The organism is Bradyrhizobium sp. USDA 372, assembly GCF_053629095.1.
In genome coordinates this window covers 4,279,401-4,298,009 of record NZ_JBRJHR010000001.1, presented here as the reverse complement: position 1 = coordinate 4,298,009, position 18,609 = coordinate 4,279,401, and the positions used below count along the sequence as shown (strand labels likewise).

At 64.9% G+C, this 18,609-nt stretch carries 19 protein-coding genes; 15 read left to right on the top strand and 4 right to left on the bottom strand.

The window, feature by feature from the left end:
* Window positions 1-166 precede the first annotated feature (166 nt).
* On the bottom strand, window positions 167-1,300 hold the full coding sequence (locus AB7M16_RS20320) for an ROK family protein (RefSeq protein ID WP_453945009.1): 1,134 nt from the start codon (window positions 1,298-1,300) through the stop codon (window positions 167-169).
* Between the two features lie 334 nt (window positions 1,301-1,634).
* Here AB7M16_RS20320 and rplU point away from each other — a divergent pair, with 334 nt between their 5' ends.
* From rplU to AB7M16_RS20305, 3 genes are all read left to right on the top strand, one after another.
* Entirely contained in the window at window positions 1,635-2,015 is a 381-nt protein-coding gene (gene rplU, locus AB7M16_RS20315; protein ID WP_172788806.1) for a 50S ribosomal protein L21, read from the top strand.
* A 102-nt stretch (window positions 2,016-2,117) separates the two neighbouring features.
* A complete protein-coding gene (gene rpmA / locus AB7M16_RS20310) occupies window positions 2,118-2,387 on the top strand; it encodes a 50S ribosomal protein L27 (RefSeq protein WP_008538809.1) in 270 nt (89 codons plus the stop codon).
* A 148-nt stretch (window positions 2,388-2,535) separates the two neighbouring features.
* Window positions 2,536-3,129 (top strand): GNAT family N-acetyltransferase, encoded by a 594-nt coding sequence (locus AB7M16_RS20305; protein WP_439365192.1) that lies wholly within the window; start codon window positions 2,536-2,538, stop codon window positions 3,127-3,129.
* Window positions 3,130-3,295: 166 nt separating this feature from the next.
* Here AB7M16_RS20305 and AB7M16_RS20300 read toward each other — a convergent pair whose 3' ends face one another.
* Window positions 3,296-4,210, bottom strand: a complete 915-nt coding sequence (locus AB7M16_RS20300) for a DMT family transporter (RefSeq protein ID WP_212257643.1) — start codon at window positions 4,208-4,210, stop codon at window positions 3,296-3,298.
* Between the two features lie 259 nt (window positions 4,211-4,469).
* On the opposite strand from AB7M16_RS20300, the gene AB7M16_RS20295 reads away from it, so the two are divergent.
* The 3 genes from AB7M16_RS20295 (at window position 4,470) to AB7M16_RS20285 (ending at window position 7,949) form a co-directional block, all read left to right on the top strand.
* A complete protein-coding gene (locus AB7M16_RS20295) occupies window positions 4,470-4,952 on the top strand; it encodes a MaoC family dehydratase (protein ID WP_260381608.1) in 483 nt (160 codons plus the stop codon).
* Between the two features lie 84 nt (window positions 4,953-5,036).
* A complete protein-coding gene (gene obgE, locus AB7M16_RS20290) occupies window positions 5,037-6,077 on the top strand; it encodes a GTPase ObgE (protein ID WP_453945008.1) in 1,041 nt (346 codons plus the stop codon).
* A gap of 237 nt (window positions 6,078-6,314) precedes the next feature.
* A complete protein-coding gene (locus AB7M16_RS20285; protein ID WP_453945007.1) occupies window positions 6,315-7,949 on the top strand; it encodes an alkaline phosphatase family protein in 1,635 nt (544 codons plus the stop codon).
* A 145-nt stretch (window positions 7,950-8,094) separates the two neighbouring features.
* Here AB7M16_RS20285 and AB7M16_RS20280 read toward each other — a convergent pair whose 3' ends face one another.
* Entirely contained in the window at window positions 8,095-9,063 is a 969-nt protein-coding gene (locus AB7M16_RS20280; RefSeq protein WP_453945006.1) for a Bug family tripartite tricarboxylate transporter substrate binding protein, read from the bottom strand.
* A gap of 189 nt (window positions 9,064-9,252) precedes the next feature.
* On the opposite strand from AB7M16_RS20280, the gene proB reads away from it, so the two are divergent.
* Window positions 9,253-10,374, top strand: a complete 1,122-nt coding sequence (gene proB, locus AB7M16_RS20275; RefSeq protein ID WP_453945005.1) for a glutamate 5-kinase — start codon at window positions 9,253-9,255, stop codon at window positions 10,372-10,374.
* Window positions 10,375-10,398: 24 nt separating this feature from the next.
* Here proB and AB7M16_RS20270 read toward each other — a convergent pair whose 3' ends face one another.
* Window positions 10,399-10,584, bottom strand: coding sequence for a hypothetical protein (locus AB7M16_RS20270; protein ID WP_439365186.1), 186 nt, complete (start codon window positions 10,582-10,584; stop codon window positions 10,399-10,401).
* A gap of 179 nt (window positions 10,585-10,763) precedes the next feature.
* On the opposite strand from AB7M16_RS20270, the gene AB7M16_RS20265 reads away from it, so the two are divergent.
* The 8 genes from AB7M16_RS20265 to AB7M16_RS20230 all read left to right on the top strand — a co-directional run bounded on the left by AB7M16_RS20265 (window position 10,764) and on the right by AB7M16_RS20230 (window position 18,573).
* A complete protein-coding gene (locus AB7M16_RS20265) occupies window positions 10,764-12,071 on the top strand; it encodes a glutamate-5-semialdehyde dehydrogenase (RefSeq protein ID WP_453945004.1) in 1,308 nt (435 codons plus the stop codon).
* A gap of 19 nt (window positions 12,072-12,090) precedes the next feature.
* Window positions 12,091-12,735 (top strand): nicotinate-nucleotide adenylyltransferase, encoded by a 645-nt coding sequence (locus tag AB7M16_RS20260; protein WP_439401947.1) that lies wholly within the window; start codon window positions 12,091-12,093, stop codon window positions 12,733-12,735.
* A gap of 208 nt (window positions 12,736-12,943) precedes the next feature.
* Window positions 12,944-13,300, top strand: coding sequence for a ribosome silencing factor (rsfS, locus tag AB7M16_RS20255; protein WP_024338888.1), 357 nt, complete (start codon window positions 12,944-12,946; stop codon window positions 13,298-13,300).
* Between the two features lie 90 nt (window positions 13,301-13,390).
* Window positions 13,391-13,873 (top strand): 23S rRNA (pseudouridine(1915)-N(3))-methyltransferase RlmH, encoded by a 483-nt coding sequence (gene rlmH / locus AB7M16_RS20250; RefSeq protein WP_453945003.1) that lies wholly within the window; start codon window positions 13,391-13,393, stop codon window positions 13,871-13,873.
* A 32-nt stretch (window positions 13,874-13,905) separates the two neighbouring features.
* Window positions 13,906-15,264, top strand: a complete 1,359-nt coding sequence (locus AB7M16_RS20245; protein WP_453947232.1) for a murein hydrolase activator EnvC family protein — start codon at window positions 13,906-13,908, stop codon at window positions 15,262-15,264.
* Window positions 15,261-16,622, top strand: coding sequence for a S41 family peptidase (locus AB7M16_RS20240; RefSeq protein ID WP_172788818.1), 1,362 nt, complete (start codon window positions 15,261-15,263; stop codon window positions 16,620-16,622). Before AB7M16_RS20245 ends, AB7M16_RS20240 begins: the two co-directional genes overlap by 4 nt.
* A 145-nt stretch (window positions 16,623-16,767) precedes the next feature.
* The gene (locus AB7M16_RS20235; RefSeq protein ID WP_453945002.1) at window positions 16,768-17,991 is read left to right on the top strand and encodes a divergent polysaccharide deacetylase family protein; all 1,224 of its coding nucleotides are present in this window, start codon (window positions 16,768-16,770) and stop codon (window positions 17,989-17,991) included.
* Between the two features lie 75 nt (window positions 17,992-18,066).
* Window positions 18,067-18,573 carry an RNA pyrophosphohydrolase gene (locus AB7M16_RS20230; protein WP_172788820.1) on the top strand — a complete coding sequence of 169 codons (507 nt, stop codon included), beginning with the start codon at window positions 18,067-18,069 and terminating at the stop codon, window positions 18,571-18,573.
* The last annotated feature ends 36 nt before the right edge of the window (window positions 18,574-18,609 follow it).

Genomic DNA, 18,609 nt, shown 5'->3' with positions numbered 1-18,609 from the left:
TAACCTAACCGGTCAAGGTTACCCGGGCGCGGTAAGGCCGGGGGCGGACATGCGGTCAGCATGATCGAGACCGAAACCCCTCACCCGAATGGCATCTCTCGATGCCATTCGACCTCTCCCTTCGGGAGAGGTGGGCAGCGGCGCGTGGCCGATCGACCTTGGCCGCTCAGTCGCCCTTCTTGCCGTCCTTGTCCTTTTTCTTGCCGTTCTCGGCGGAGTCCTTGTCCTTGCCGTTGCTTTCCTTGCGGCGGTTGGTGAAGCGCGCGTTGCCGAGGCCGGTGCCGATGGTGAGCACGCCCCAACGCTGGACATGCTGCATGAACGGCACTTCCGACAGGCCCTGAACGACGCCGTCATTGTGCATCAGGATCGCGGTGTCGTGGCCGCCGATGCTGGGAATCGCCTCGACCAGGCTCGCCGGCAGGTTGAACTTGCTGCTTTCCCAATTGCCGGGCAGGTTCTGCGCGCCCTTCTCGATCGAGCCGTCCGCGTTGATCACGCCGGGACAAGCGATGCCGATGAAGGGTGCGAGCTTGAAGCCTTCGGCCGCGGCATCCTCGACCAGGCCTTGCAGCATCTTGACCAGCCGCTTCACCGCGGCTTCGCGGCTCGGCTCGTCGTCGGCGTGGCGCCACAGCTCGGACTTGAAGACGATCGCCTTGGACAGGTCGGGCGCCTTCTTCCAACGGGTCTCGACGATGCCGCAGCGGATGTTGGTGCCGCCGATGTCGACGGCGAGGATGCTGTCATAGGCCTCGAAGATCCAGGACGGCGCGAGGTGCAGGGCTCCGATCAGGCCGGCATCGTCAGGATCGAAGCGGATCGGCACCAGATCGACCTTGAAGCCCTCCGATTTCAGGATGATCTCGGCGCGGGCAATGGCGATCTCGCCGAGCCTAGAGGCGCGAAAGCCGCCCCCGACCACGATGCATTCGGTCTTGGCCCAGGCCTTGGTCTTGAGGAATCGCCGCGTGACATAAGCGAGCTCCTGCGCGAAGTCCTCGATCGCGCTGTGCACGACGGCGGTGGCCTCGGTGTCGTCGCCGACCAGAACGGCATCCAGGAGCTTCTTGCTGATCTTGTCCGACGGCTCGTCGCCGAACGGATCCTCGCCGCTCTTGCGTAAGGGCTTGCGCCATTGTTCGAGGATCTCGCGAAAGGCGCCCTTAGAGGCGCGGTCGCCGAGAAACCCGTCCTCGTCCTTGATCTCGATGTTGAAGCTGTCGACATCGACCGACGGCAGGCGGCTCGCGCCGTGCTGGGCGATGCCCGTCGTCTTGACCAGTTCGTCCGTCGCCATGATAAGCCCTTGCCCGCGTGTCCAATTTGCGAGGACACAACGGGGTGGGAACCCGTTGGTTGCACGCCGGCGGCAGATTCAGCCCACGCGCTGCAACTCTCGCCAAATCCTTCAAATCCGGGCGGTTTTCGCCCAGTTTTCCTTGACTCTGGACGGATCGCGGCTATAAGTCCCACAGCCGGCGCGGGGCGTTTCTCGCGCCGCTTGTTTTTGCGTGGGTTTTCAAAGGGATAAAACCCACCCGCGCAAAACGCAGATAAACCCATAGCGACTGACAAAAAGCCGACCCGGACGAAGACGTCCCGAGGCCGGGATTGAACACGGAGAAAGAACGATGTTCGCAGTCATCAAAACCGGCGGCAAGCAATACCGCGTCGTGCCGGATGATGTTCTCGAAGTTGGCAAGATCGAAGGCGAAGTCGGCTCGATCGTGCAGTTGAATGAAGTTCTGGTGGTCGGCGGCGACACGCCGGTGCTGGGCGTTCCGACGGTGGCAGGCGCGTCCGTTGCGGTCGAGGTGCTCGACCACAAGCGCGGCCCCAAGGTCATCGCCTTCAAGAAGCGCCGCCGCAAGAATTCGCGCCGCAAGCGCGGCTACCGCGACGAGATCACCGTACTGCGCATCAGCGAGATCCTGACCGACGGCGCCAAGCCCACCAAGGGCCCGCGTCCGAAGAAGGAGAAGGTGGCGCCGGCAGCGGAAGCCGCCGAGTAACGGAAATCGATCACGCCAATTCACGAATTGAAGCGTGAGAAATTTTGAAATGATTCCGTCAAGGAATTGACCTAGAACTACGCAGGATTTCGGAGACGAGCCATGGCTCACAAAAAAGCAGGCGGTTCATCGCGCAACGGTCGCGATTCCAAGGGCAAGCGCCTCGGTATCAAGGCGTTCGGCGGCGAGATCGTCACGCCCGGCAACATCATTGCGCGTCAGCGCGGCACCACGTGGCATCCCGGCCTCAATGTCGGCATGGGCACGGATCATACTCTGTTCGCCAAGATCGAGGGCCGCGTTGCGTTCCAGGCCAAAGCCAACGGCCGCACCTTCGTATCGGTGCTTCCGATTGCCGAGGCTGCTGAATAGACGGTGGACAAAAACGGAGTCCGCCGGTCCCGACTGAACCGGCGGAGTCCTGAAGATCCCAACAGATCGAAGGCTCCAAGGGGAGGCGGGAAACCGGCCTCCCCTTTTCGTTGCTCACTTTGAATTAGTGACTTTCACGGAGCCGGACATGTTGCAGGATTTTTCGAGCGTGACCTTGGCCGAGGCGAGACCCAGCGTCGTCGCCACCGAGCGGCTGACCTTGCGGCGGCCGACGCTGGCCGACGTCAGGACCATCGCCCGGCTCGCCAACGACCGCCGTGTCGCCGAGAACACCCGCCGCCTGCCGCATCCCTATTCGCAGGACGACGCCGCCGACTTCATCCGCGCCACCGCCGAGCTCGGAGCTGAGACCGTATTCCTGATCGAGCACGACAGCGGGCCGGTCGGCATGGTCGGTATCGATTGCTCCAGGCCCGGCAATGCCGAGCTCGGCTACTGGCTCGGCGTCGAGCATTGGGGCCAGGGCTTTGCCACCGAGGCCGCGCGCGGCGCGATTGACTTCTTCTTCGAGGAGTTCGAGGACGAGCATCTCTACGCCGGCGCGCGCGTCACCAATCCGGCCTCGCGCAAGGTGCTGGAGAAGTGCGGCTTCCAATGGAGCGGCGTGCAGCTGCACCGCTTCCTGGCGCTGGGCTCCTCGACGCCCGTCGACTGCTTCCGCCTCTCGCGCGGCGTGTGGGCCTCGCTGAAGAGCTGGAGCAGTGCAAGACGGGTGCGGTAGCTTACCCTCCCCTGGAGGGGGAGGGTCGGCTCACATTGAGCGCAGCGAAATGTGAGACGGGGTGGGGTGACAGTCTCTCAGCGGAAGCAGTCCCCGAGTGGAGAGATCACCCCACCCCGCTCGCGCTTCGCGCGATCGACCCTCCCCCTCCAGGGGAGGGTAAGAGTTACGCCGGCGGATTCACTTCGTCGCCGGGACGCCCCAGATCCCGCTCGCGCAGATAGATATAGAACCCGGCGCCGATGATGATGGCGGCGCCGACGAGTGTTGCGATCGACGGGACGTCGCCGAACACGACGAAGCCGAAGATCACGGCCCAGACGATCATCGAATATTGATAGGGCACCACGACGCTGGCCGGCGCGAGCTTGAGCGAGCGGTTGACGCAGAACAGCGCGGTCACCGAGACGCATCCGGCAAGCGCGAAGATCACGAGGCTGCCAGGGGTCGGCGGCACCCAGTGGAACGCCGACAGCACCGCCCCCAGCGAAAACGTGCCGATGAATTGCGAGGACGCCATCACGATGTCGGGCGTCTTGCGCAGGCTGCGCGTGATCAGCATCAGGGTTGCGAAGGAGAGGCTGCCGCCGAGCGCGATCAGCGCCGGCAGGCTGACCGTCTGCGCAGACGGGCGCAGCGCGATCAAGACGCCGCAAAAGCCGATCAGGATCGCGGTCCAGCGCCGCCAGCCGACCTTCTCGCCGAGAAAGATCGCCGACATTGCGGTGACGAAGATCGGACCTGCGAGATAATAGGTGATGACGTCGGCGAGCGGCAGATAGACGGTTGCGAGAAAGAAGGCCGCGACTTCCAGCGTCGACAGCACGACGCGAACCAGCTGCAGGCCCGGCCGCTCCAGATGCAGGAACAGGTCGCGCTGCTTCCAGATCAGGGGCGACAGCAGCAGCAGCGCCGCGCAGGCGCGCAGGAACAGGAGCTGCCCCACCGAATAGGTCCCGACCAGGAACTTGCCCATGGCATCGCCGAACGAGAACATGAAGATCGACAGCACCATGAGTCCGATGCCGGCCAGGCGCGCGGAGCGATCGTCATAGGCGGAGAGATTCTTGAACAGGGGCATTGCGGTCGTTCGTGGGAAGCGTCATTGCGAGCGAAGCGAAGCAATCCAGACTGTCTCCGCAGCGGCAGTCTGGATTGCTTCGTCGCTTCGCTCCTCGCAATGACAAGGAGAGAGCGCGGAATCATGGCGATCAGTGTCGCTTGCGGTCGTTTTAATGACGTGAGCCGCCGGGACAAGCCCGCTACCGCCGAATTGAACGGATTGTCGCACTCTTCGCATCGCGGTAGCGATACGAGCCACATCGACCAGAGAGCCTGACATGACCGATTTCGATCCGGCCCGGCATCGCATGATCCCGACGCAACGCTGGTTTGAGGATTTCGTCGTCGGCGAACGCTTCGTGCTGCCGAGCCGCACCCAGACCTCGGCTGTGTTCGCCGCATTCCAGACCGCGAGCGGCGACACCCATCCCGTGCACTATGACGTGGAATATTGCCGCGCCCGCGGCATGCCGCATCTGCTCGCCCACGGCTTCCAGACCCTGATCCACACCGCGCCGGGCGCCGGCCTGTTTCCGTTCCTGGTCGAGGAATCGCTGGTCGGCTTCCTCGAGCAATCGAGCCGCTTTCTGAAACCCGTGTTCGCCGACGACACCCTTTATCCGGCGCTCGAAGTCACCGAGCTTGTGCCGGGGCGCTCGACCGGCACGGTGGCGCTTCGCAGCACCGTGTTCAACCAGCGCAAGGAGCTGGTGCTGGAGGGACTGCAGAAATTCCTGATCCGGCGGCGGCCGGCCGGTTAAGCAAGGGGCAGAATCGCCAGAAATTCGGCCGATTCGCAGGGTGTTCGGGTTGCCGGAGGGGGCCGGCTGGCCTACCTATGGCCCATGAAATTCCTCGACGAAGCAAAGGTCTATATCCGCTCCGGTGACGGCGGGAACGGCTGCGTGGCGTTCCGCCGCGAGAAGTTCATCGAATTCGGCGGTCCCTCCGGCGGCAATGGCGGCCGCGGCGGCAATGTCATCATCGAGGTCGCCGACGGCCTCAACACGCTGATCGACTACCGCTACCAGCAGCACTTCAAGGCCCAGAAGGGCGAGAACGGCATGGGCTCGGACCGCCATGGCGCCAACGGCAAGAACATCGTGCTGAAGGTTCCCATGGGCACGCAGATCTTCGACGAGGACCGCGAGACGCTGATTTACGATTTCACCAAGGTCGGCGAGAAATTCGTGCTGGCTGAGGGCGGCAATGGCGGCTTCGGCAATGCGCATTTCAAATCGTCGACCAACCGCGCCCCGCGCAACGCCAATCCCGGCCAGCCCGGCGAGGAGCGCTGGATCTGGCTGCGGCTGAAACTGATTGCCGATGCCGGCCTGGTCGGCATGCCCAATGCCGGCAAATCGACCTTCCTGTCGAAGGTCAGCGCGGCGCGGCCGAAGATCGCCGACTACCCCTTCACCACGCTGCATCCGCAGCTCGGCGTCGTGAATGCCGACGGACGCGAGTTCGTGCTCGCCGACATTCCCGGGCTGATCGAAGGCGCGCATGAGGGCACCGGCCTCGGCGACCGCTTCCTCGGCCATGTCGAGCGCTGCCGCGTGCTCTTGCACCTGATCGATGCAACAAGCGAGCATGCCGGCAAGGCGTACAAGACGGTACGCAAGGAGCTCGATGCCTATGGCGGCCAGCTCACCGACAAGATCGAGATCGTCGCGCTGAACAAGATCGACGCGGTCGAGCCGGACGAGCTCAAGAAGCAGAAGGACCGGCTGAAGCGCGCCGCCAAGAAGACGCCGTTGCTGATTTCCGGTGCGACCGGCCAGGGCGTCAAGGAAGCGTTGCGCGCGCTGGCCGATGTGATCGGCGAGAGCCCGGTGTCTGCGAAGGCGAAGAGCGCGGCCGAAGCGGAGCCGTGGTCGGCGTAAACTCTCTCCCCACCGTCGTCCCCGCGAAGGCGGGGACCCATACCGCGTGATCTATTTTTTGCGAATGGTCGTAGTACCGACCGACGAATCTTCGCCAAACAACTCCCTGTGGTTATGGGTCCCCGCCTTCGCGGGGACGACAGCGGAGTGTATCGCTGCGAGCGCGCGCATCACCGGCTTGTCTTGGCGCGCGCAATATCGCAGCATCAAACGCTCAAGAACCGGCAGGGACAACGCATGGCGCGCGCGAAGAACGTTCTCTGGATCATGTGCGACCAGCTTCGCTACGACTATCTCGGCTGCACCGGCCATCCCAAACTGAAGACACCGAACATCGACGCCATGGCCAAGCGCGGCGTACTGTTCACGAAGGCCTATGTGCAATCGCCGATCTGCGGCCCGTCGCGGATGTCGTTCTACACCGGCCGCTACATGCGCTCGCACGGCTCGCACTGGAACGGCTGGCCGCTGCGGGTCGGCGAGCCCACGCTCGGTGATCACCTCAAGACAATCGGCGTGCGCAACGTGCTGGTCGGCAAGACCCACATGGCCCCTGACATCGAAGGCATGAAGGCGCTCGGCATCCCGCCGGAATCGATGATCGGCGTGCATGTCGCCGAATGCGGTTTCGAACCTTACGAGCGCGACGACGGCTTGCATCCGACGGGGCGGCCGCGCCCGAAATACGACGAATATCTCCGCCAGCAGGGTTTTGAAGCCACCAATCCCTGGGAGCATTGGGCCAATTCCGGCGCTGCCGAGGATGGCAGCTTGCAGAACGGCTGGCTGCTGGTGCACGCCGACAAGGCCGCGCGCGTGCCCGATGAGCACTCCGAGACGCCCTACATGACGCGGCGCGCGATGGACTTCATCGGCGAGGCCGAGACCGACGGCCGGCCGTGGTGCCTGCATCTGTCCTACATCAAGCCGCACTGGCCCTATATCGCGCCCGAGCCCTATGCCAGCATGTATTCGGCCGATGACATGATCCCGGTGATCCGCGCGGAGCGCGAGCGGCAGAATCCGCACCCGGTGTTCGGCGCCTACATGGACATGCGCTACTCCCGCAACATGGCGCGCGACGAGGCCCGCGAAAAGGTGATCCCGACCTATATGGGCCTGATCACCCAGATCGACGACCAGATGGGCGTGCTGATGAAGTTCTTAGGTGAGCGCGGCCTGCTGGACACCACGATGATCGTGTTCACCTCCGATCATGGCGACTATCTCGGCGATCACTGGATGGGCGAGAAGGACCTGTTCCACGAACAATCCGCAAAGATCCCGCTGATCATCATCGATCCCTCCCGGGAAGCCGACGCCACGCGCGGCACGCGCAGCGATGCGCTGGTCGAGGGAATCGATCTCGCCCCGACCTTCGTCGATTATTTCGGCGGCCAGGTGCCGGGCCACATTCTCGAAGGACGTTCGCTGCTGCCGCTGCTGCGCGGGCCAACGCCGCCGGATTGGCGCCAAATCGCTTTCTCCGAATACGACTATTCCATGCAGGACGTGCGGCTGAAGCTGAACCAGCCGATCGAGCGCTGCCGCCTGTTCATGGTGTTCGACGGCCGCTGGAAATACATCCACGCCTCCGGCTTTCGCCCGATGCTGTACGATCTCGAAACCGATCCGGACGAGTACGTCGATCGCGGCGACGACCCTGATTGCGCCGGCATCATCGCGCGGCTGCAGGCCGAGCTGTTCGACTGGGCGCTGCATCCCAACGATCACATCACGACACCACGCGAGAAGATCGCCGCCTATGCGGATAATCAGCTGCAGGTGAAGAACGGCGTTTTGATCGGCATTTGGGATGAAGCCGAACTCACGGCGATCAAGGACGGGATAGCGCAGCGCACGAAGATGTAGACCCACCGCGGTCTGTATTAACAATACGACCGCGAATCGATCCACACCGTCATTGCGAGCGCAGCGAAGCAATCCAGATTGTTTCCGCGGAGAGATTCTGGATTGCTTCGTCGCAAGAGCTCCTCGCAATGACGGAGGAGAGACCTCAATTCTCGATCTTGTATCCGGTCGCCTTCACGATCGGCTGCCACAGCGCGGTGTTCGCGGCGAGCTCCTTCGTCAATCCCTCCGGCGTCGAGCCGACCGGTATCAACCCGATCGCCATCAGCTTCTCCTTCACCTCGGGCTTGGCGAGCGCCGCGACCGCGGCTGCGCTGAGCTTTTCGGCAAAATCGGGCGGGCTGCCGGCGGGGAGCCACATGCCGTACCAGCCGTCGGCAACGAGATCGATGCCGCTTTCCTTCAGCGTCGGCACATCGGGGACGAACGGCGAGCGCTCTGCGCTTGCAATCGCGAGGATCCTCACGCCGTTAGCACGATGCTGCGTGATCGCATCGGATACCGTGGTGATGCCGAACGGCAGATGGCCGGCGATGAGATCATTCATGACGAGCGCGCTCCCGCGATAGGGCACCCGGGTCACTGAAAGACCAAGGATCTGTTCAAGTCGCCATCCGAGGAAGTGCGGGATGTTGCCGCTGCCTGGTGTCCCATAGGTGGCCTTCGCGACATTTGCCCTCAACCAGGTGACGAGTTCACTAAAACTATCCACCCCGATCGCGGGATTTGCAACGACGGCAAACTCGAAGCGAACGAGTTGCGACACGGGGACGAAATCCCTGGCCGCGTCGAAGCTCGGTTGATTCTCCACCATCGGCAGCAGGTACATGGTCGGACCGGTCGTCACCAAGATTGTATTGCCGTCGGAGCTCGCGCCCTTCACGGCCCTGATTCCGATCAATCCGTCGCCACCGGTACGATTCTCGACGATCATGGTTCGCCCAAGCGGGGCGCTGAATTGCTCGGCAATGAGACGACACAAGGCATCACCGCTGCCGCCTGCCGCGAACGGAAAGATGATGCGCGTCAGCGGACCGGATTGAGCATGTGCGCCACTGGCCTGCGCCAGCAAGGGCAGCGAGAGGCCTCCGGCGATGAAGCTGCGTCGGTCCACGACAATCCTCCCTCGTTATTGATTGTTCGAGGCATAGACTGCCCGAGCCTCGGCCGACAAGGGCGCCGTTAGGCCTATTTACCGGCTCCGCTGCCTTGCGCCGGCCACCGTCCTGCTGCAAAAGCTAGCCGCATCGGCGCCGCCCTTTTCGCTCCGCCGGATCAGCGACAGAGCAATCTGACGACCGCCATGGCCAGCCCCGAACTCAGTCAATTCCGCCGCATCGTCGTCAAGGTCGGCTCCGCGCTGCTGGTCGATTCGGACAAGGGCGAGGTGCGGGCGTCCTGGCTCGCCGCGCTCGCCGACGACATGGCCAAGCTGCACAAAGAAGGACGCGACGTCCTCGTCGTATCCTCGGGCTCGATCGCGCTGGGCCGCAGCCGCCTCAAATTGCCGCGCGGACCGCTGAAGCTGGAAGAGAGCCAGGCCGCCGCTGCCGTCGGCCAGATCGCGCTGGCGCGGATCTGGTCGGAGGTGCTCGGGGCGCACGGGATCGGTGCCGGCCAGATCCTGGTGACGCTGCAGGACACCGAGGAGCGCCGCCGCTATCTCAATGCGCGCTCCACCATCGGCAAGCTGCTGGAATGGCGCGCCATCCCCGTGATCAACGAGAACGACACGGTGGCGACCACCGAGATCCGCTACGGCGACAATGATCGCCTCGCCGCGCGCGTCGCGACCATGGCGAGCGCCGACCTGCTCGTGCTGCTGTCCGACATCGACGGGCTCTACGACGCCCCGCCGAAGAACAACCCGAACGCAAAGCTCATTCCCGTCGTCGACAGCATCTCCTCGGAGATCGAGGCGGTGGCGGGCGATGCCGAGTCCGAGCTGTCGCGCGGCGGCATGCGCACCAAGGTCGAGGCGGCCAAGATCGCGACGACTGGCGGCACGCATATGCTGATCGCCTCCGGCAAGATCGAGCATCCCTTGCAGGCGATCGCCGATGGCGGCCGCTGCACCTGGTTCCTGACGCCCGCCAATCCCATCACCTCGCGCAAACGCTGGATCGCGGGCACGCTGGAGCCAAAGGGCACGCTGACGATCGATGCCGGCGCCGTGACGGCGCTACGTGCCGGCGCCAGCCTGCTGCCGGCCGGCGTGATCAAGGTCGAGGGCCAGTTCGCTCGCGGCGATGCCGTGATCGTGCGCGGCCCCGACGGCCGCGAGGTCGGCCGCGGCCTGATCGCCTATGACGCCGAGGTCGCGGAGAGGATCAAGGGCCGCTCCTCCCCCGATGTAATGGCCATCCTCGGCATCAGCGGGCGCTCCGAGATGATCCACCGGGATGATCTGGTGGTGGGCGGCTAAGGGCGAGAAGGGCAGTCTCGAAGGTCAAACCTTTTTGTCGGCCTTCCGCGCAGCCAACCGTTCGCGTCCTCGCGCCTTGATACTTTCGAACCATTCATGGACATCGCCGATCTCCTCCATCGGCGCGCTGTCAAAGCCCTTCTGGATTTCGGCCCTCAGCGCCTCAAGCTTGGCCTTTCGCCGCTCTTCACGCTCTTCGACGGTCGGCATCGCAGGCTCCATGATTGGGCATTGATATTCCGAGATATTTTGGCGCCCGGCAGGCCGAGCGCAGCCGGGCCATTGGCCGACCCGGCGGCGCGAACCGGGGCCCTGCCATACCCTCCCCGCCCTTCGCAAAAGCGGGATTTCCGTGCTAGGACACCGCCTTAGCAGAAGGTTGAACTCCCATGGCCGCCCCCCTCAAAGCCGTCGACGGCAATGCCGATCGCACTAGCGATCTCTTGGCGCTGATGTCCGATCTCGGAACCCGTGCCCGCGCCGCCGCGCGCGTGCTGGCGCTGGCGCCGCCGGAGCAGAAGAACCGGGCGCTGGAGGCCATGGAGCGGGCGATCCGCGCCAACGCGGCCGCGATCCTCGCCGCCAATGCCGAGGACGTCGCGGAGGCCCGCGCCTCCGGCAATGCCACCTCCTCCTTCATCGACCGCCTGACGCTGACACCGGCGCGCGTCGAAGCGATGGCCGAAGGCATCGGCATCGTGCGCGGCATCGCCGATCCGATCGGTATCGTCATCGAGAGCTGGCAGCGGCCGAACGGCATGACCATCGAGCGCGTGCGCGTGCCGCTCGGCGTCGTCGGCGTGATCTTCGAGAGCCGGCCGAACGTTGCGGCCGACGCCGGCGTGCTGTGCCTGAAGTCGGGCAATGCCGTAATCCTGCGCGGCGGCTCGGACAGTTTCCGATCGTGCCGCGCCATCCATGACTGCCTGGTGCAGGGCCTGCGCGAAGCGGGCCTGCCTGAAGCTGCGATCACGCTGGTGCCGACGCGCGACCGCGCGGCGGTCGGCATGATGCTGTCGGGCCTGAGCGGCGCCATCGATGTCATCGTGCCGCGCGGGGGGAAAAGCCTCGTCGCGCGCGTCGAGCAGGAAGCGCGCGTGCCTGTGTTCGCGCATCTCGAGGGCGTCAACCACGTCTATGTCGATGCCAGTGCCGACCTCGCCATGGCGAAGTCGATCGTGCTCAACGCCAAGATGCGGCGCACCGGCGTCTGCGGCGCTGCCGAGACGCTGCTGGTCGACCGCGCTGCCGCTGGCAAGAACCTGAAGCCGCTGGTCGAGATGCTGATTGACGCCGGCTGCGAAGTGCGCGGCGACGAGGCCGTGCAGAACACCGATGCGCGCGTCAAGCCGGCGAGCGACGAGGATTGGAACACCGAATATCTCGACGCGATCATCGCGGCGAAGGTGGTGGACGGCGTCGACGGCGCGATCGCACACATCCAGGACCACGGCTCGCATCACACCGATGCCATCGTGAGCGCGGATGAGGCCGCGGCGCAGAAATTCCTCAGCGAGGTCGATTCCGCGATCGTGCTGCATAACGCCTCGACGCAGTTTGCCGATGGCGGCGAATTCGGTTTCGGCGCCGAGATCGGGATCGCCACCGGCCGCTTCCACGCGCGCGGCCCGGTCGGTGCCGAGCAATTGACGAGCTTCAAATATCGCGTCCACGGCACCGGGCAGACCCGGCCGTAGACGTCGCGGGGCGCGGGCATTGAGCAACAATCTCGTCGTGCCGCGCTTCGTGGCGCAAGCGGTCCCGGCCTCGACGCCGGGCATGCGCATCGGCCTGCTCGGCGGCTCGTTCAACCCGCCGCATCAGGCTCATCGCGCCATCAGCCAGTTCGCACTGAAGCGATTGCAGCTCGATCGCGTCTGGTGGCTGGTCACGCCAGGCAATCCGCTCAAGGAGAACGGCACGCTGCACGAGCTCGGCGAGCGCATGCAGGCCGCGCGCGACGTCGCCGACGATCCGCGCATCGAGGTGAGCTGTCTCGAATCCGTCATTCGCACTCGCTATACTATCGACACGATCAACACCTTGCGCCGCCGCTTTCCTGGCTTGCGCTTTGTCTGGATCATGGGCGCCGACAATCTCGCTCAATTCCATCGTTGGCAGGACTGGCGGCGCATCGCCGCCCAGGTGCCGATGGCGGTGATCGATCGCCCGCCGCAGAGTTTTCGCGCGCTCGGCTCGCCCGCAGCCCAGGCGTTATCGCGCTACCGCCTGCCCGAAAAAAAGGCGCCCCTGCTTGCAGATCGGCCGGCACCGGCCTGGGTGTTCCTGACCGGATTGAAGCTGAACCTGTCCTCGACCGGCCTACGGAACCCGGACGGGAGCTGGAAAGGTACGAAGTGAGACGAAGTGTACGGACATGGTGTGGACTACGGGCTCTCTGGCATATTGAAACCCTTAACCCCACATGATGTAGTGTAACCGGTGGGCGCCGGATTCGGCGTTCGCGATACAGTGAAAGGAATGGTCCCTGACCGCATCTGTATTGTCCAAGCCTGTTTTACCCAAGGTTGCCAAGCCTACGCGTAAAACATCGACCAAAGCTGCGGCCTTGAAGGCGCAACCCGACGCCGACAAGACGCTGAGCCTGATCCTCTCCCGCCTCGAGGACATGAAGGCGGAAGAGACGGTCACAATCGACCTTCGCGGCAAATCGGCGTACTCCGACTACATGATCGTCACCACCGGCCGGGTGAACCGGCACGTCGGCGCGATCGCGGAAAACGTCACCAAGAGCCTCAAGGAAAACGGCATCAAGAACATCCATGTCGAGGGCTTGCCCAATTGCGACTGGGTGCTGATCGATTCCGGCGACGTGATCGTGCACGTGTTCAGACCCGAGGTCCGCGAGTTCTACAACCTCGAGCGGTTGTACACGCAGGGCCCAGGGGCGGCGAAGGCGATCTAGGCTCACTGCCGATTTCGAATCGGCTGACGCGCATGCTAGCGTCGTGCGCGCGCTTGTTGCGCGCGGTCTTGTCAACGCGGCACTGAAATCATGCGTGTTGCTGTCATTGCGGTGGGCCGGCTGAAGCAGGGCCCCGAACGGGAGCTTGCCGACCGCTATTTCGAACGGTTCTGCGACGCCGGCGGCAAGCTCGGATTCCGCGGGCTCAGTGTCTATGAAGTTGCCGAAAGCCGCGCGCGCGATGCCGCGACGCGGATGGCCGAAGAGGCCGCGGCGATCTCGGCGCATATTCCTGACAAGGCGATCCTGGTGGCGCTGGACGAGCGCGGCCAAAATCTCGACTCCACCGTATTCGCACGGCATCTCGGACGCTGGCGCGACGAGGGGGCCGGACATACTATCTTCGTGATCGGAGGGGCGGACGGACTTTCGCCCGAATTGCGCCGTAAGGCCAAGCTCGCGATCGCGTTCGGCTCTGCGACCTGGCCGCACCAAATGGTCCGCGTCATGCTTCTGGAACAGCTGTATCGGGCCGCCACCATCCTGGCCGGCCACCCCTATCACCGCGCGTGATGCGCGCCACAACGAGCACCTTTGCCGACACGATGCGAGCGCCGCTCCTCAACCTGATGCTGATCACGGGCCTCGCCGGCGCAAGCCTCGCGCAAGCGAACACAAGCCTCGCGCAAGCTCAGACGCAAGGTCAGACAGTTGCGCCGCCGCCGCAGACCGCGGCGGTCTCGCCCGATGCGATCAAGCAGCGCGAGCAGGAGCTGGAAGCCGCGCGCGCGCGGCAACGAAGCGCGGAAGAAGCGCAGGCCAAGCTCAAGGCCGAGATCACCGCGCTCGGCCAGGACCGCACCCAGCTCAATCAGCAGCTGATCGAAACCGCCGCCAATGTGCGCGCCGTGGAGACCAAGATCGACGAGGCCGAGGCGCGGCTGCGCGCGCTGAACGGCCGCGAGCAACAGATGCGCGCTTCGCTGGATTCGCGCCGCGCCGACATCGTCGAGGTGCTGGCGGCCTTGCAGCGCGCCGGCCGGCGCACGCCGCCAGCGCTGCTGGTGCGGCCCGAAGATGCGCTGCAATCACTGCGCACCGCGATGCTGCTCGGTGCCGTCGTGCCGGAATTGCGCGGCCGCGCCGAAAGAATCGCGGGCGAGCTCGGCGAGCTTGTGGCCTTGCGCAGGACCATCGCCACCGAGCGCGATCAGCTCGCCTCCGACCGCGACAAGGTCAGGAGCGACCAGACCCGGCTCACCGCCCTGATCGAGGAACGGCAGCGCCAGCAGTCCGCACGCGAAAAAGACCTCGACGCCGAAGGCGCGCGCGCGATCGCGCTGTCAAAGCAGGTCGGCGATCTCCAGGGGTTGATCGCCAAGATGGAGCAGGACCTGCAAAGCGCCGCCAAGGCGGCCGAGAAAGCCGCCGAGGCCGCAAGGCAGGCCGAGGCCAAGGCGGCTGCCAGCGCCAAACAGGGCCCGGGCGCGTTCAAGGACAAGTCCCGCACCACCCCGGCGATCGCCTTCGCCTCGGCCAGGGGTCTCCTGCCGTTTCCGGTTAACGGTAACAAGATCAGGGATTTTGGCGGTTCCGACGGGGTCGGCGGCGTCCAGAAGGGCATTTCGCTGGCGACCAAGCCCGGCGCCCAGGTCACGACGCCGTGTGATGGCTGGGTTGTGTATGCCGGCCCATTCCGCAGCTATGGACAACTCTTGATCCTCAATGCCGGGGGCGGGTATCATGTCCTGATCGCCGGGATGGAGCGCATTTCGGTCAACATCGGGCAGTTTGTGCTCACGGGGGAGCCGGTCGCGACGATGGGGTCGACCTCTCAGGTCGCCTCCATTCTCGCCACGAACGCGAGTCAACCTGTGCTGTATGTCGAGTTCCGTAAAGACGGCACTCCAATCGATCCAGGCCCATGGTGGGCCGCAAATGAAGGCGAGAAGGTTCGCGGATGATGCGCAAGACTTCAGTAATCCTCCTCAGCGCCGCCACCGGTGCGGCGCTGACGCTGTTCGTGACCCAGCCGCGCGCGGTGTTCATGGGCTCCAGCGCGCGAGCCGCCACCGCGGACACCTATCGCCAGCTCAACCTGTTCGGCGACGTCTTCGAGCGCGTGCGCTCCGATTACGTCGAGAAGCCCGATGACACCAAGCTGATCGAATCCGCCATCAGCGGCATGCTCACCGGCCTCGATCCGCATTCGAGCTACATGGACGCCAAGAGCTTCCGCGACATGCAGGTGCAGACCCGCGGCGAGTTCGGCGGCCTCGGCATCGAGGTCACGATGGAAGACGGCCTGATCAAGGTGGTCTCGCCGATCGACGACACGCCCGCTTCGCGCGCCGGCATCATGGCCAACGACATCATCACCAATCTCGACGACGAGGCGGTGCAGGGCCTGACCCTGAACCAGGCGGTCGAGAAGATGCGCGGCCCCGTCAACACCAAGATCAAGCTCAAGATCATCCGCAAGGGCCAGGACAATCCGCTCGACGTGACGCTGGTGCGCGACAACATCCGCGTCCGCTCGGTGCGCGCGCGCGTCGAGCAGGATGACATCGGCTATATCCGCATCACCACCTTCAACGAGCAGACCACCGAAGGCCTGAAGCGCGAGGTCGGTAACCTCACGAACCAGATCGGCGGCGACAAGCTCAAGGGCTTCATCATCGACCTCCGCAACAATCCGGGCGGCCTGCTCGAGGAAGCGGTCACCGTCTCGGACTCCTTCCTCGAGAAGGGCGAGATCGTCTCGACCCGCGGCCGCAATGCCGAGGAGACCCAGCGCCGCACCGCGCATGCGGGCGACCTGACCAAAGGCAAGCCTGTCATCGTGCTGGTCAACGGCGGCTCGGCCTCGGCGTCGGAAATCGTCGCCGGCGCGCTGCAGGACCACAAGCGCGCGACGATCGTCGGTACGCGCTCGTTCGGCAAGGGCTCGGTGCAGACCATCATTCCGCTCGGCTCGGGCAACGGCGCGCTGCGGCTGACCACGGCGCGCTATTACACGCCGTCGGGCAAGTCGATCCAGGCCAAGGGCATCGTGCCCGACATCGAAGTGCTGCAGGACGTGCCTGACGAGCTGAAGTCGCGCACCGACACCAAGGGCGAGGCTTCGCTGCGCGGCCATCTGAAGAACGACGGCGACGAGAAGACCGGCTCGCAGTCCTATGTCCCGCCGGACGCCAAGGACGACAAGGCGCTCAAGCTCGCCGGCGACCTGCTCCACGGCATCAAGAACAGCGCCTCGGCCGCGCCGACCCCGGGCAACGACAACAAGGCCACGACCGACAAGCCCAAAGCGGCGAACTAAGTCGGCGTCACGCGCGATCCCACGAAAGGGCGGCTTCCTGAAGCCGCCCTTTTTGCTTGGAACTCCGGTCGTCCCCGGCCTCTCCCGGCCTGCCGCCGCTTGACCGCGGCGTGGTATCGTCGGCACGAGTGATTCGGGATCGCGCATGACTGAGACGGCCGACGATCTGAGCGCCCCGCTCGGACAGGACAAGCCGCGCCGGAAACGCCGGCTGCGGCTGCCGTTCACCGCCCTGCAGCTGGTGGCCGTCCTGCTCGGCCTGTTCCTGATTACCTTTGCCGGCTTCGCCATCTTCAACAAGGATCCGCTCGGCGGCGAGCCGATGGCCAGGCTCGCGATCCGCGCTCCCAGTGCCACGGACGAGAAGCCGGCCGCGTCCGGCCACGGCGCCGAGAGCAAGCCAGACGCCAAGCACGAGACCAAGGAAGCGCCGAAGCAGGCCGCGCCCGGCGAGCAGAAGACCATCACCATGATCGACGGGTCCACCGGCGCCCGCCACGACGTGGTGATCGGCGCAGGCGATGCTGCCGACAAGGGCGAGGCGGCATCCGGCCCGCCGCCCGTCATGGCCGGGATCAATCCGAAGCTGCTGGAGAAATCACGCTACGGCATGATCCCGGTGGTGGCCGACGGGCTGAGGCCGTTCACCGTCTATGCGGCCGATGCCGACCGTGCCAAGGCCGCCAAGATGCCTGTGGTCGCGATCGTGATCGGCGGCCTCGGCGTCGGCGCCGCAAAAACCACCGATGCCATCATGAAGCTGCCGCCGGCGGTGACGCTGGCCTTCACGCCCTACGGATCCGATCCCGGCAAGCTCGCCGAGCGGGCGCGGACGCAGCGCCACGAGATCTTCCTCCAGATCCCGATGGAGCCCTACGACTTCCCGGACAACGATCCGGGGCCGCAGACGCTGCTGACCTCGCTCAGCCCCGACCAGAACATGGACCGCCTGTACTGGCACCTCAGCCGGATGCAGGGCTATGCCGGCCTCACCAATTTCATGGGCGCCCGCTTCATTGCGACCGAGCCGGCGATGCAGCCGATCATCCGCGAGGCGGCCAAGCGCGGCCTCGGCTTCTTCGACGACGGCTCCTCGCCCCGCAGCATCGCGCCCCAGGCGGCGGCCAACCAGGCCGTGCCTTTCGGCAAGGGCGATATCGCCATCGATGCGGTGCCGACGGCGACCGAGATCGACCGCGCCCTCAACAAGCTGGAATCGACGGCGCGCGAGCGCGGCATCGCCGTCGGCACGGCCTCCGCCCTGCCCGTCTCGATCGAGCGCATCAGCGCCTGGACCAAGACCCTGGGCGACCGAGGTATCCTTTTGGTGCCATTGACAACCGCGATGCTGAAATCAAAATCCAGCTAAATCAACGAATTGGTTCGGCACGGGTCTCGCGGGGCCGGCATGCCTTCCAAAAAAGCAGGCAAGAGGTCTGGCGGAATGGCGCGTTACGAGGATCTGCCCTACCGGACCTGTGTCGGTGTGATGCTGATCAATCCAAAGGGACTGGTGTTCATCGGCCGCCGCGCCGGCGGCATCGAGCATGTCGACGACACCCATGTCTGGCAGATGCCGCAAGGCGGGGTCGATCCCGGCGAGGACACCTGGGAGGCGGCCAAGCGCGAGCTCTACGAGGAGACCAGCGTGCGCTCGGTCGAGCGGCTCGGCGAAGTCCCGGACTGGCTCACTTACGACATCCCGCGCACGGTCGCCGGGCGCGCCTGGAAAGGCCGCTACCGCGGCCAGCGCCAGAAATGGTACGCGGTGCGCTTCACCGGCAAGGACAGCGAGATCAACGTCGCGAATCCCGGCGGCGGCGGCCACAAGGCCGAATTCGTGAGCTGGCGCTGGGAGTCGATGAAGAATCTCCCTGAGCTGATCATCCCGTTCAAGCGCCCGGTCTATGAACGCGTGGTGCAGGAATTTTCTGCGCTGGCGGAGGGGTGATTAGGTGATCTGTCGCGGCTCTCTCGGTTGTCATCC